Source organism: Thiomicrorhabdus immobilis, from assembly GCF_021654855.1.
GTDB classification, from domain to species: Bacteria; Pseudomonadota; Gammaproteobacteria; order Thiomicrospirales; family Thiomicrospiraceae; genus Thiomicrorhabdus; species Thiomicrorhabdus immobilis.
Genome location: NZ_AP024202.1, coordinates 397,221 through 410,542, shown reverse-complemented (window position 1 = coordinate 410,542; position 13,322 = coordinate 397,221). Strand labels below are relative to the sequence as shown.

The following is a 13,322-nucleotide window of genomic DNA, read 5'->3' as shown; positions in this document are numbered from 1 at the left end:
AACACAGAAAACGTTAATTTTATGAACCCGTCTCACACCCCTAATTGGAATGCCTTACTGGAATATGATCGTGAACATATTTGGCACCCCTATGCTAAATTGCCAAATCCTATTGAAGCCATTGGCGTTATAAGAACCCAAGGCTCAATCATTACCTTGGCCGATGGTCGAGAAGTGGTAGATGGCATGTCATCATGGTGGGCGGCTTTACACGGCTACAACCATCCAAAAATCCAACAAGCGATGCATGAGCAGATTGATACCATGCCTCATATCATGTTTGGCGGTCTTACCCATGAACCGGCCATAGAACTTGCTAAACGCCTGGTAGACCTATCTCCAACAGGCCTGGACAAAGTCTTTTTTGTCGATTCGGGTTCGGTTGCAATGGAAGTGGCCATCAAGATGGCTATTCAATATTGGATAAGTTTAACCAGGCCTGCCAAGAATAAATTACTGACTGTAAGAAACGGTTATCACGGCGATACCTTCGCCACCATGGCGATATGCGACCCTATAAACGGTATGCACCATCTATTCAGCGATGTATTGAGCAAACACTTTTTTGCTCCGGCCCCCCAAATGGGGTTTTCAGAGCCTTCTGACAATCAAGACATTGCCGGACTTAAATCGATACTCGAACAACATCATAATGAGATAGCGGCCGTCACCATTGAACCAATCGTGCAGGGTGCGGGAGGCATGCGTTTCTATCGCCCCAACTATTTAAAACAACTGCGTGAATTATGTGACGAATTTGAAGTTTTACTGATTGCCGATGAAATCGCGACCGGCTTTGGACGCACTGGAAAATTGTTTGCCTGCGAATGGGCGGGCATTTCGCCAGACATACTGACCTTAGGCAAAACCTTAACGGGTGGTCATATCACTTTAGCGGCGACCTTAGCGACCAGCAGAATCAGTGAAACCATCAGTAACGGCAACCCTGGCATTCTTGCACATGGACCAACCTATATGGCCAATCCATTGGCCTGCCGTGCCGCCATTGCCAATATTGATGTCTTATTAGACTCACCTTGGCAAGACAATATCCAACGTATATACGACCACTTAACAGAAAGCTTGGCCGAACTCAAAAAGGTAAACGGAGTCGCCGATGTTCGTACCCTGGGAGCCATCGGGGTGGTGGAGTTGGAACGTGACGATTTAGGCGCAAAAATTCAAGCGGCGGCATTAGAGCAAGGCGTTTGGTTAAGGCCTTTTGGCAAGCTGATCTATACCATGCCAGCCTATAATATTCCGCAACGACAACTCGAACAATTATCAGCAGGCCTGGTCAATTCAGTCATACAGACTTTAGCCCAAAATAATCTGTGATTCTGTATAAAAAGCCTCGCTTTTTATACAGAATTAACTCTACAATTCATCAAAGCATTCGTGACTTTTATTGCTCTATCTTAGTCAAAGACTTAAGAACAACAATAAAACCAGCCCTTTTACTATTTTGGAGCCATCCTCGCATGAATCAATTCGATCAATTTGATGAATTCATTGACCTACTTAAATCGCTTATCCGTGAACCTTGCGTTGTTGGCGCCGAACACCCGTTTTTTAGAGTGCTGCAACGCGAACTTGAAGAACGTGGCGCGACCGTTACCTGGTACGAAGGTCTATTAGTGGCTCATGGAAACAGTCCAAATACCGCCATGTTTTCAAGCCATATAGACCGTCATGGGCTGATTTGCACAGGCCCCAACGAGTTTCAGTTTGGCGCATTCATTGCCGGACAGATGAGCGAACTCTTTGGAAAATCGGTCAGCGACGAACTAAAAGCGACCCTTATGAACCGCTTTGATGGTACCCCTGTCATAGCTTATGAACCCTGGTCTGGTGCTTACCGTGGCGCGGGAATCATTGATAATGCCTATATCTGCGAACACCGTAATAACTTGATTTTTGAAGTCGAGGGGTTGGAACATCTGGTTGCAGGAACACCGGTTGGCTTTAGGGATAAGCTGAAAATGGATGAGGAGTTTTTAAGTGCGCAACTCGATAACGTACTCACCGCTGCGATACTGGTGCATTTATTCAGTCTAGGATATCAAGGCACGGCTTTCTTTACAGCAGAAGAAGAGTCAGGTGGTAGCTGGCGCTATTTATTGGAGTGGTTTCACCGTTTTGGGAACACCACCAATGAACTTTATGTTTTGGACACAAGCCCTTACCGTAATCGAGAAGAAGCGGATAAACAGATGGTGGTATTACGTAACCGTGATGAACATGCCGAATTTAATGTGGAAACCACCCAAAAAGTCGCGCAACTTTGTGAATCCTTGAATATCGAATTTACATTTAAAGACCAATACATCACGACACTCAACCAGGAAGCCAGCATGAAAGGGCAATCGCAAATGAGTATTGGACGGACGGAACTAGGTCGAATCACCGCCAATTCAAAAGGTCTTGTTCATGGTACAACCATTCAAATTCCAACCACGGGCTATCACACCATGAATGAAACCGCCTCAATCAAATCGGTAAAAGCTTTTATGGAAGTCATTATGCATTTAGCCAACATTCCGATTGAGCTTAAATAACCAATAACCTAATTCAAAATTAAAGCCTATTGCAAATAGGCTTTATCCGTTCTACTAGAACCACTTTTTCCATTTAAAAATCAAGAACTGCACAATGATTAGCGAAATCAAGCCCAATACAAAATAACGAAAAGCATCAGGATTCTCTGAGCCCGGTATTCCACCCACATTGATCCCCAACAGGCCGGTTAAAAAACCTAAAGGTAAAAATATCGCGGTGATAATCGATAAGACATACATACGATTATTCAACTCTTCACTGATACGGTTCTGCAATTCTTCGTGTGAAACCACGGCACGTTCGCGGATCGCCTCCAAATCCTCAAGCTCACGGGTAATGCGGTCAACCACTTCCCGCAACTGGATACGGTCATCTTGACTATGCCAGCTGATTTTCTCGACCGAAAAGCGCATTAATGCCTCTTTTTGAGGTGCAAGGTAACGTTTTAAAGCAATCACTTGACGACGCAAACTACTCAATTCACTGCGTAAATTAGATTGTCCACGCTCGATGACCTGTCCCTCTAAATCCGCCATTTGCTCTTCGTACTCATCAACCACATCACCGATTCGCCAAACAATACGGTCGGCAATTTCTATCAGCAACTGACTTAAGCTTTTAGGGCCTCGCCCTCGAGCCAGCATCTCGACCACTTCATTCACCGCGAGCAACTCACGCTTCAAGGTTGAAATGACACGATGCTCATCACTCCATAAACGAATCGCCACCATGTCTTCAGGATTGGATTTAGGGTTATGGTTTACACCTCGCCAAGCGATTAAAAGCCCCTCATCCAACAGAGAAAACCTGGGGCGAGACTCTTCACTCAACAAAGTATCGGCGACCGTATCGTCAATCCCGCTGCCATGAATCAACCACTCTTTACTTTCGTAAACACTGTAATCCAAATGTACCCATAACTCGCCATGTTCGGGTTGCCACGATTGTAAGCCTTGCCAATCGAGCTTTTTAGCGCCACCCTCACCATCTAAGACAAATGCATGTATCAAACCAGCAGACATAGAAAAACCTCGTATCTAAAACTCAATCTAAAAACAAAAAAGCCCGGGGAAACCGGGCTTAATTCATACTCTGGCAACAAACTCAGACCGTATCACACTTCTACAATTTCATAAGTATGGGTCATTTCCGCTGTTTTTTCGAGCATTTTAGAAACTGAACAGTATTTTTCCGCAGACAACTCTACCGCTCTAGCGACTTTTTTCTGATTTAAATCGCTACCGAACACCTTAAAATGAAGATGAATTTTAGTGTAAACAGCTGGCACGGAATCGGCACGTTCAGAAGTGATCTCCATCTGGCAATCCTTGACGTCTTGTTTGCCTTTTTCAAGCATCAAAATGACATCAATGCCTGAACAGCCACCCAAGCCCATCAATAAAAGCTCCATTGGACGAGACCCTTTATCTTCTCCGCCAACTTCCTTTGACGCATCCATCATCACTTTATGACCTGTTGATGAGGTTGCTTCGAAGGCTTTACCACCTTGCCATTTAACCGAAATAGACATTCTTCACTCCTTGGTTAGTTACAGTGCTTCGGTTTCCGGATCAAAAATATCCTCAACCACAACAATCTTTGGCTTAGGATAATAATTGAACTCGGTTGCAGACGCAATGGTATATGCCCCCATCTGCTTACCGATTAAGATATCACCGATTTCCAACTCTGGTAATTCGATATCTTCCGCAATCACATCGATACTGTCACAGGTCGGGCCGGCTAATACGCTAGGCAAGAACTCACCCGTAGCATCAAACGGTTTCAACGGTGCTATCGGATAAGAGGCATGGTCAAACATCTGCCCACTAAACCCACCATAAACACCATCGTCCATGTAATACCAAGTTCTAGCACCACGCTTTGCCTTACCCACAACTGAAATCACTTCAATCATAGACGGCGCAGAAATAAAACGCCCAGGCTCAGCAAAAACCTCAACACCTTCTGGCAAATCAGCTAAAGCCTCAACCACCGGAGCACAGAAGTCCGCGATGGGTAAAACGTCTTCCTGGTATGAAACAGGAAAACTTCCACCAATATCCAAGAACTTCCATTTAACGCTGTTCATGACTTTCATGGCCGCAATACTTGAACGCACTGCATTGACCTGCATCATTGGCGAAAGTGACTGAGAACCCACATGGAAAGACAAGCCCACCACTTCAATACCGTTTTGTTGTGCAAGCTCAACAATCACCGGCAGCTCTTCTAAAGCACAACCGAACTTACGTGATAAGTCCACTACCGCTTGCTGGCTACGGAAACTCACACGAATGATCAGTTCAACCTGACCGGCATACGGAATGAACTTTTTAAGTTCTTCAAGGTTATCCACTACAAAACGATTACAACCGAACTCTAAAGCTCGTTTGATCTCTTTGTCTTTTTTAATAGGATGAGTATGAATACATTGGTCACCTTTAATCCCTAAAGACTCGACCAGTTCAACCTCACCAATGGTTGCCAAATCGAAATAACTACCTAACGACTTCAATCGTTTGATAAGTTCAGGATGTGACAAAGACTTTAACGCGTAAAACAACTTAACCCCAGGAAGGGCTGCTTGAAGAGACTTGTACTGATAATCAACCTCTTCCAAGTCCAACACCATAAATGGTGTTTCATGCTTGGCGACCAACTCTTCCAAACTTGCACGGTCAAACTGTTCAAGTACGTCAGGGTGAGATTGTTCTGCAAAAGTTTCTACAAATTGTTGAGTTTGCTGATCCATTATTTTAATGCTTCCATTACATATTGCGGTAAAGCGAAACTGCCTTTATGTACCGCAGGAGTATAAAAACGTGTTGAAAGATTAGCGGCTTTATAGCGTGCTTCTATCGTTTCCAACGACACATTTTTTAGGGCTAGATTATCGGTTGCCCAGGCAAATGTCATTATCCCACCTACATAAGTAGGCACCGCACCGCAATAAAAACTCGCTTCAGTAAACAAAGGTGATAAACGCTTGAAAGTGGTTGTTACTTCTTCCGTTTGTAAAAAACTCACACCATTTTGCGCTACAAATACACCATCCTCATTCAGACAGTTTTTTATACCTTGATAGAAACGAGAAGTAAACAAAACTTCACCTGGCCCCATTGGGTCAGTTGAGTCTGAAATAATCACATCAAACTTTTCTGTACATTCATTGACAAAATCCACACCATCGGCAATCACGATATTCGCTTTCGGATTATCGTAAGCACCTGCTGAATGGTTTGGCAAATACTGAATACACATATCAATCACTTGTTGGTCAATTTCAACTTGAGTGACAGACTCAACATTCTGATGTTTCAACACTTCACGTAAAATACCGCCGTCACCGCCGCCGATAATCAATACTTTTTTAGCGTTTCCGTGAGACAGCATCGGCACATGCACCATCATCTCATGGTAAACGAATTCATCTTTTTCCGTGGTCTGGATAACGCCATCCAGAGCCATCACCGTGCCCCATTGGGCATTATTGAAAATAATCAGGTGCTGATGCCCTGTATTGACTTCAAACAGCACTTCGTCAATAACGAACTGTTGTCCCCAAGCGGGATAAAGCGTTTCTAAATAATTACTGGACATCGTTCACTACCTCACCACGAAGTAAGTTATCTACTTTCACTTCAGACGGTGAGAAAGCTTCTTTTAACACTTCAATGGCCAACTCAGGTTTAGAGTCACCACACATGAATACATCAAAAGCCGCATAATTACGTTCTGGCCAAGAGTGAACACTGATGTGTGATTCTGCTAAAACGGCCACACCAGAAATACCACCATTAGGGGTAAAGTGGTGCAAATGAATATGCAATAAAGTCGCTTTGGCTTTTTCAATCCCTTCACGCAATGCTTTTTCCATCAATGCTAGATCATCTAAATTCGATGCACCCCAAAAATCCGCAATAATATGGGTACCAGCAAAGGTTTTACCATCACGAGTAATAAAGTGATCTAATGTTTGATCTTCAACAGCTTGGTCATGCGTTGGCCATGTGTCATCGATAATCGTTGTTTTTTCAATAACTTCAAAGTGTTCGTTACTGGTGACCAGTATATTTTCTGAATGTGGCATTTTTTGAGTACCTTATAAAACACCCGAACAAAGAAATGGTTTCGGATGAATGATTAATATTAGTTCTACAAACAAAGGCTAGCCTGTAAAACCCCAACCACGCCTAATTAAAGTGACGTGAGGTGTTAACCATTTTTCTTTCTGTTGCCTTCCATTCAATACGAAAAGATGAACGCAAGGTTTCTGTGTGAAAAAGGAAGAGCGTATTATTCTCTTTTTTCAATAAAAATCAAGCTATTTTAAAGCGTAAAACACAACTATTTTTTTATAACCCATCCTATTGATATTAAAGAAATTAATTGGAGTTGGATTTCACCCTGGATTTTGTAAAATTTGATTGCCTCAACCGTCAATTGAGCGCATAATTCGCGCACTTTAAAATGAGGCCAAACTGCGTTGAATTTAACTCCTGAAACACTGAACTTATTGCTAGACAATCTCGTTGAGCACGGCTGGTATGCTCTAGCAGATGCCATCCCGATGCAAATGTGCGCTGAACTGTTAAGTGATATTGAGCGTTATGATGAAGCCGGCGCGTTGAAACCTGCTGGAATTGGCCGTGGTGATGAACATCAAATCGCTAAGGAAATCCGTCGTGACCAAATCAAATGGCTGGATGGCAGTTCAGAGGTGCAACGTCAATATTTGCAGTATATGGCGCAACTCCAGTACGAATTGAACAAGGCATTGTTTTTAGGCCTATTTGAATATGAGTGCCACTATGCACTTTACCAACAAGGCGATTTTTATAAGAAACACCTAGATAGCTTTAAAGGCCAAGCCAATCGTATGGTTTCATCCGTTTTATACCTTAACCCTGATTGGCAGCCTGACTGGGGTGGAGAATTAGTGATTTATAACGAAGAGGATAATGCAGAAATCGCTCGCGTGTTACCAGAGATGGGAAAATTAGTGGTATTCATGAGTGAACAAATGCCACACGAAGTTTTACCCACCCTACAACCTAGAGCAAGCGTTACCGGTTGGTTTCGTTGTAATAACTCTACCGCCATGCTCGCTGACCCGGCTCGTTAAACGGTTTGACACAAAGTGCAAACAGAATTGAAAGCCTTTTAAATGACCGCGAGCAAGACCTCAACTATTTAGTGATCAATTACACCGAATACGCCTAAAAAGCCCATGACCACTTCAACCATAATCAGCCAGATGATAATCCACTCTAAAAAAGAGCTATGTTTGTGATGATACAGATCCATCATCATGCCAATGTCTTCTTTAAGGGTATTCAACTTATAACTGACGACCTCAAAACGATCACTTAACTCGAGAGCCTCCGCTAAACGGTTATATAAACGCTCGTAAATTTCGTTATCCCAAAGCACGTTAGGTTTATCCAATAGACGTAAATCCAAAACCATATCGTGGCGAAGCAAACTAATCTCTTCCGCATAGTCTGCAAATTTATGGCGTTTCATCCAACCTAATCGGCCTGAATCATTCACCATATCTCGGCCTTTACTGAAATAGTGGTTTACTTTGACTTCAAATCGCTCAAGCCCTACACTTTGGGACACGACCAGTGCCACAACCATTAAAGGCCATAAGCTTAATGCAGATAACGTAATCAAATCATTTGATACAGATGAACCCTGATTCACCTCAGAGTCTTCCATAATCAAATAGTCTTGATGCAAGACACTCTCTTTAAAGTGTTCAGCATTTTTAATCCCCAACAAAGAGAGCGTTTGTACAATTTGTTGATGGGGCCAATTGATAAACGTTAACACCGAAAACTCGGTAAAAAACAGATAACGATTCTCTTCTAGCTCGGCGTAATAACAGGCTTCAATACCTTTGTGCAGTTGAATGTTAAGTGTTTCTGCAATTTGCATACGTGACAAAACAACAGGCATATCAATAGAGATTAAGGTAACGGATTGGGTAGACATAAGCTTCCTAAATTCAACAACATATTGAACAAAAACTGTCTATGGGAAAGATTCTTGAGACAAAAAAGGCCTGATAACCAAATAGTTACCCTATGCTCACAAACTTGAGTTGGTCACAGGGCATGCCAGGCCTGGTCATTTTATAATAAATAATGAAATTTAAAATAGATTTAAAACCGTCATTTGCAAATAACTAGGCAAAAAGTTCAGCCAGTTTTTCTCCCGGGTTTTCTGCACGCATAAAGGCTTCACCTACTAAAAAACTGTTTACGTGATGTTCACGCATCTTCTTCACGTCTTCCGGCCCCAAGATTCCACTTTCGGTTATCACGATACGGTCATCTGGAATCTTATCCAGCATACGGATTGTGGTATCCAATGAGACATCGAAACTATGTAAATCACGGTTGTTAATACCAATCATCGGTAATGGCAAACGTAAGGCACGCTCTAATTCTTCTTCATTATGCACTTCAATCAACACATCCATGCCCAGCGTCAAGGCGGTTTGCGTCAATTCATACATTTGCGCATCACCAATGGCCGCAGCGATCAGTAATATACAGTCTGCACCAATCACTCTCGCTTCATACACTTGGTAGTCATCCACAATAAAGTCCTTACGGATAATCGGTAAATCCACCGCTTCGCGTACTTGTTGCAGATACTCATTGGAACCTTGAAAGAAATCTTTATCGGTTAACACCGACAAACAAGCTGCGCCATTAGCCGCATAACTTTTAGCGATTTCAACTGGATCAAACGGGTCACGCAAAACGCCTTTGCTGGGCGAGGCTTTTTTAATTTCGGCAATCACCGCAGACTGGCCGGCATCCAACTTAGCCTGCATCGCATCGGCAAATCCACGAGTTGGCGTGGTAGAGGCCATCATCGCTTTTTGCTTCATCTCTCTTAATGGAATGCGCTCGCAACCCTCTTGAATCTCTTCAAGCTTACGGAAAATGATTTTTTTCAAAATGGTTGGTGTACCGCTCATAAAAATTTCCTTATTAACACCGTTCAAACAGAGTGTATCGTTCTTTCAAATTATAAATTTCGTTTGCTATGCTGGCTATGTTGGTTATGCTGATTCATTTTTACACTCCGGCACACGCCATAAAAAGAACAGCAATACCAATGCAATGCCAATCAGAATGAATTGTAACCAGGGCTTAGCCATCAATACCGCAATCGAGATGGAAAACATGATCACAATCACCCAAGTTGCCCTTACTTTTGTAGCTCGCAACATGGTGTGTTCACGCTCCCAGCGCTGGAGATCTTGCCCAATCCAGCGATTATTGAGTAACGCCTGATGAAAACGCGGAGAACTTTTGGCAAAACAACCCGCCGCTAAAATCATAAATGGGGTTGTTGGCAAAATTGGTAAAACAATTCCAACTAGACCTGTTACGAAAAACACGCCACCTAATATCAAGTACATTTGACGTTTGACCATATGCAACATGTCAAATCCTTATGACCAAAGCCTTACCTTGCGGGATGCGGTGGCTTTATTTATGTTTAATTTAACGCTGATTAAACGACTGGGTTTTGTCGATAAATTCATTTAGTTTTGCTAAAGCTAGTCCATCCGCAATCGTCTTGCGGGCCAAATCCACCCCGGCCGAATATGTTTCGGCCAGGCCTACCACATATAAGGAAGCGCCTGAATTTAAGCACACGATATCTTTGGCCGCTGAGTCGTTATTGGCAAAGACAGCACGAATGATATTAATACTGTCTTGCGCCGAATCTACCGATAGATCCGCTAAGTTAGGGTGATCCATATCATACTCGGATGGATCAATTTCCCATTGGGTGACTTCACCATGTTTAAGCTCTGCCACATAGGTTTTAGCGGCGATACTGATTTCGTCTAAACCGTCGGCCGCATGCACCACCATCACGTGTTTGGAACCCAATCTTTGTAACACCTTGGCAAACAGTACCGTCAAGGCTTTGTCATAAACCCCAATCACTTGGTAAGGCGCTCCGGCCGGATTGGTTAATGGCCCCAACATATTGAAGATGGTACGCACACCCAACTCCCTGCGTGCTCCAATCACATGCTTCATAGCACTGTGATGTGCCTGGGCGAACATAAAACCAACACCGGTTTCATTAATGCACTCGGCGACTTGTTCAGGCGATAGGCTCAAATCCACCCCCGCTGCCTCTAAAACATCGGCACTACCCGATTTACTCGAGATAGAACGATTACCATGTTTGGCGACCGTACCACCTGCGGCCGCGACCACAAAGGCTGATGCGGTTGAGATATTAAAGGTATTTGCGCCATCGCCGCCCGTACCACAGGTATCGACCAGTTTAGATTTATCTGCCAAATCCACCGGTGTAGCCAAATTTCGCATCACTTGCACCGCAGAGGTAATCTCCTCCAGGCTCTCGCCCTTCATTCTCAAAGCGGTCAATATCGCGCCGATCTGGGCTGGAGTTGCTTTACCCGACATCAACTTATGCATGACCGATTCCATTTGTTCGGCATGCAAATCTTCTCTGGCGAGCAGGTGTTCTAAGGCGGCTTTCAATTCCATTTGCAACTCCAATTTACTTTCTTACCAGGCCTGGTAAATTTATTTCTTATTCTGATCCAAGAAGTTTTTAAGCATTTGATGACCTTGCTCAGTCAAAATCGATTCTGGGTGGAACTGCACACCTTCTATCGGCAAGGTCTTATGGCGCACCCCCATGATTTCATCAAATTCACCATTTTCATCTTGAGTCCATGCGGTGACTTCCAAACAATCCGGCAAAGTCTTTTGATCAATTACCAATGAGTGGTAACGGGTGGTTTGCACCGGATTTGGCAGTCCGGAAAACATGCCTTCATTTTTGTGATAAACCGGCGAGGTTTTACCATGCATAACGTGCTTTGCGCGCACAATATCACCACCAAATGCTTGGCCTATACTTTGATGCCCTAAACACACACCCATAATAGGAATTTTGCCGGCAAAATGTTTAATCGCCTCTACTGAAATCCCCGCCTCAGTCGGGGTACATGGACCTGGAGAAATCACTAAATACTCCGGATTCAGCGTTTGAATCTCTTCCAAACTAATTTGGTCATTACGATACACATCAACCTGCTGCCCTAACTCACCAAAATACTGCACGATGTTGTAGGTAAAAGAGTCGTAATTATCAATCATTAATAACATGGTAAATTTCCTTCAATCCTTGACAGGCTATTTAGGCTGTACAAGGTAATAAACAGCGTGATTACTTATGACCGGGGTCTGGGTTATGGGTTTGTAAACCTTCGGTCACAAACTGTGCCGCTCTAAAAATGGCTCGGCCCTTATTCATGGTTTCATCCCACTCTAACTGTGGAACCGAATCGGCGACGACACCCGCACCAGCTTGCACAAAAAGCTTATTGTCTTTAATCACCGCGGTACGGATTGCGATGGCGGTATCCATATTGCCATGCCAGCCAAGATAGCCCACCGCGCCAGCGTAAATACCACGTTTAACCGGCTCCAACTCGTCAATAATTTCCATCGCACGGACTTTAGGTGCGCCTGAAACCGTTCCTGCAGGGAAAGTCGCGCGTAAAACATCCATCGCACTCATTCCTGGTTTAGCTTGCGCATTGACGTTAGACACAATATGCATAACATGTGAGTAACGCTCCACCACCATTTTTTCAGTGAGTTCAACCGAACCGACCTGGGCGATGCGCCCCACATCATTACGACCTAAGTCAATCAGCATCAGATGTTCCGCCAACTCTTTCGGATCGTTTAACAACTCCTCTTCCAACGCCTTATCTTTTTCAGGCGTGACACCGCGGCGGCGCGTTCCCGCAATAGGACGAACCGTCACTTGATTGTCTTCCAGACGCACTAAAATCTCGGGGGAAGAGCCGACAATCTGCAAATCGCCCATATCCACAAAAAACATATACGGCGATGGATTCAGATAACGTAAGGCACGGTATAAATCGATAGGCGCACCGATATAATCAACCGACATCTGTTGAGAGATGACCACCTGCATGGCATCTCCGGCCAAAATATACTCTTTGATTTTAGCGACCGCCGCTTTAAATGGCTCTTCACCGAAACTTGAGACAAAATCGGCTTCCGTCAACACGTCGGCGCTCGCCACATCAACCGGCATCGGCATAGGTGAACTTAGCAATGCCTGGAGTTCATCTAGACGTGTACTGGCTTGAGTATATGCACAGGGCTTAGATAAATCGGCATGCACAATCACATGCACCTGACCACTTAAATTATCGAAAACCACCAGCTCTTCAGAAACCAATAATTCGATATCTGGTGCACCGATATCGTCTTTTTGCGGTGTCGAGTTTTTTAGACGCTCTTCTACATAACGTACCGTGTCATAACCAAAATAACCGACTAAACCGCCGCTAAAAGCGGGCAGGCCTGGTTGGTTATAGACTTTAAACTGGTTTTGATAGGCTTCTACCCAAGCAAGCGGATCCTCTGCCACTTGATGTTGCAGCACCTCACCGTCACAAATCTCTTGTATTTGATTACCTTTAATTTGAATACGTGTCTGGCACGGCAAACCGATAATGGAATAACGCCCCCATTTATCACCACCTTGAACGGATTCAAATAGATAGGAATACGGTCCTTTTGCTAACTTATGGTAAACGCTCAACGGCGTATCATAGTCAGATAGCACCGTGCGCATTAAAGGCGCACGGGTATAACCTTGATTTGCGAGGTTGGCAAAATGTTCATTGCTCATTAGGGTTC

Annotated in this window: 14 protein-coding genes; 3 read left to right on the top strand and 11 right to left on the bottom strand. The window is 43.9% G+C overall.

Annotated elements, in window-relative coordinates:
* Nucleotides 1–21 precede the first annotated feature (21 nt).
* Together L6421_RS01670 and L6421_RS01665 are read left to right on the top strand one after the other, a co-directional pair.
* Entirely contained in the window at nucleotides 22–1,338 is a 1,317-nt protein-coding gene (locus L6421_RS01670) for an adenosylmethionine--8-amino-7-oxononanoate transaminase (protein ID WP_237262246.1), read from the top strand.
* A gap of 143 nt (nucleotides 1,339–1,481) precedes the next feature.
* Complete coding sequence (locus L6421_RS01665) at nucleotides 1,482–2,558, top strand: peptidase M42 (protein WP_237262245.1); 1,077 nt, start codon at nucleotides 1,482–1,484, stop codon at nucleotides 2,556–2,558.
* Between the two features lie 54 nt (nucleotides 2,559–2,612).
* Here the strand turns inward: L6421_RS01665 and L6421_RS01660 are convergent, their stop codons facing one another.
* From L6421_RS01660 to speD, 5 genes are all read right to left on the bottom strand, one after another.
* Nucleotides 2,613–3,581 (bottom strand): zinc transporter ZntB, encoded by a 969-nt coding sequence (locus L6421_RS01660; RefSeq protein WP_237262244.1) that lies wholly within the window; start codon nucleotides 3,579–3,581, stop codon nucleotides 2,613–2,615.
* Between the two features lie 92 nt (nucleotides 3,582–3,673).
* The gene (locus L6421_RS01655) at nucleotides 3,674–4,090 is read right to left on the bottom strand and encodes an OsmC family protein (RefSeq protein ID WP_237262243.1); all 417 of its coding nucleotides are present in this window, start codon (nucleotides 4,088–4,090) and stop codon (nucleotides 3,674–3,676) included.
* An 18-nt stretch (nucleotides 4,091–4,108) separates the two neighbouring features.
* Complete coding sequence (locus L6421_RS01650) at nucleotides 4,109–5,314, bottom strand: type III PLP-dependent enzyme (protein WP_237262242.1); 1,206 nt, start codon at nucleotides 5,312–5,314, stop codon at nucleotides 4,109–4,111.
* Entirely contained in the window at nucleotides 5,314–6,162 is an 849-nt protein-coding gene (gene speE, locus L6421_RS01645; protein ID WP_237262241.1) for a polyamine aminopropyltransferase, read from the bottom strand. The genes L6421_RS01650 and speE overlap by 1 nt, the downstream gene beginning before the upstream one ends.
* Nucleotides 6,152–6,652, bottom strand: coding sequence for an adenosylmethionine decarboxylase (speD, locus tag L6421_RS01640; protein ID WP_237262240.1), 501 nt, complete (start codon nucleotides 6,650–6,652; stop codon nucleotides 6,152–6,154). Before speD ends, speE begins: the two co-directional genes overlap by 11 nt.
* A gap of 396 nt (nucleotides 6,653–7,048) precedes the next feature.
* Between speD and L6421_RS01635 the strand changes: the two genes are divergently transcribed.
* Complete coding sequence (locus L6421_RS01635; protein WP_237262239.1) at nucleotides 7,049–7,687, top strand: 2OG-Fe(II) oxygenase; 639 nt, start codon at nucleotides 7,049–7,051, stop codon at nucleotides 7,685–7,687.
* 68 nt (nucleotides 7,688–7,755) lie between these two features.
* Here the strand turns inward: L6421_RS01635 and L6421_RS01630 are convergent, their stop codons facing one another.
* The 6 genes from L6421_RS01630 to trpE form a co-directional block, all read right to left on the bottom strand.
* The gene (locus L6421_RS01630) at nucleotides 7,756–8,562 is read right to left on the bottom strand and encodes an RMD1 family protein (protein WP_237262238.1); all 807 of its coding nucleotides are present in this window, start codon (nucleotides 8,560–8,562) and stop codon (nucleotides 7,756–7,758) included.
* Nucleotides 8,563–8,755: 193 nt separating this feature from the next.
* The gene (gene trpC, locus L6421_RS01625) at nucleotides 8,756–9,559 is read right to left on the bottom strand and encodes an indole-3-glycerol phosphate synthase TrpC (protein ID WP_237262237.1); all 804 of its coding nucleotides are present in this window, start codon (nucleotides 9,557–9,559) and stop codon (nucleotides 8,756–8,758) included.
* Nucleotides 9,560–9,643: 84 nt separating this feature from the next.
* Entirely contained in the window at nucleotides 9,644–10,030 is a 387-nt protein-coding gene (locus L6421_RS01620) for a YbaN family protein (protein WP_237262236.1), read from the bottom strand.
* 61 nt (nucleotides 10,031–10,091) lie between these two features.
* The gene (gene trpD, locus L6421_RS01615) at nucleotides 10,092–11,120 is read right to left on the bottom strand and encodes an anthranilate phosphoribosyltransferase (protein WP_237262235.1); all 1,029 of its coding nucleotides are present in this window, start codon (nucleotides 11,118–11,120) and stop codon (nucleotides 10,092–10,094) included.
* A 39-nt stretch (nucleotides 11,121–11,159) separates the two neighbouring features.
* Entirely contained in the window at nucleotides 11,160–11,747 is a 588-nt protein-coding gene (locus tag L6421_RS01610; protein ID WP_237262234.1) for an anthranilate synthase component II, read from the bottom strand.
* 61 nt (nucleotides 11,748–11,808) lie between these two features.
* On the bottom strand, nucleotides 11,809–13,314 hold the full coding sequence (trpE, locus tag L6421_RS01605) for an anthranilate synthase component I (protein WP_237262233.1): 1,506 nt from the start codon (nucleotides 13,312–13,314) through the stop codon (nucleotides 11,809–11,811).
* Nucleotides 13,315–13,322 lie beyond the last annotated feature (8 nt).

Bases quoted from the DNA above. Each gene is read 5' to 3' on its own strand.
- L6421_RS01670 (WP_237262246.1), top strand. From the start codon at position 22: ATGAACCCGTCTCACACCCCTAATTGGAATGCCTTACTGGAATATGAT.
- L6421_RS01665 (WP_237262245.1), top strand. From the start codon at position 1,482: ATGAATCAATTCGATCAATTTGATGAATTCATTGACCTACTTAAATCG.
- L6421_RS01660 (WP_237262244.1), bottom strand. From the start codon at position 3,581: ATGTCTGCTGGTTTGATACATGCATTTGTCTTAGATGGTGAGGGTGGC.
- L6421_RS01655 (WP_237262243.1), bottom strand. From the start codon at position 4,090: ATGTCTATTTCGGTTAAATGGCAAGGTGGTAAAGCCTTCGAAGCAACC.
- L6421_RS01650 (WP_237262242.1), bottom strand. From the start codon at position 5,314: ATGGATCAGCAAACTCAACAATTTGTAGAAACTTTTGCAGAACAATCT.
- speE (WP_237262241.1), bottom strand. From the start codon at position 6,162: ATGTCCAGTAATTATTTAGAAACGCTTTATCCCGCTTGGGGACAACAG.
- speD (WP_237262240.1), bottom strand. From the start codon at position 6,652: ATGCCACATTCAGAAAATATACTGGTCACCAGTAACGAACACTTTGAA.
- L6421_RS01630 (WP_237262238.1), bottom strand. From the start codon at position 8,562: ATGTCTACCCAATCCGTTACCTTAATCTCTATTGATATGCCTGTTGTT.
- trpC (WP_237262237.1), bottom strand. From the start codon at position 9,559: ATGAGCGGTACACCAACCATTTTGAAAAAAATCATTTTCCGTAAGCTT.
- L6421_RS01620 (WP_237262236.1), bottom strand. From the start codon at position 10,030: ATGTTGCATATGGTCAAACGTCAAATGTACTTGATATTAGGTGGCGTG.
- trpD (WP_237262235.1), bottom strand. From the start codon at position 11,120: ATGGAATTGAAAGCCGCCTTAGAACACCTGCTCGCCAGAGAAGATTTG.
- L6421_RS01610 (WP_237262234.1), bottom strand. From the start codon at position 11,747: ATGTTATTAATGATTGATAATTACGACTCTTTTACCTACAACATCGTG.
- trpE (WP_237262233.1), bottom strand. From the start codon at position 13,314: ATGAGCAATGAACATTTTGCCAACCTCGCAAATCAAGGTTATACCCGT.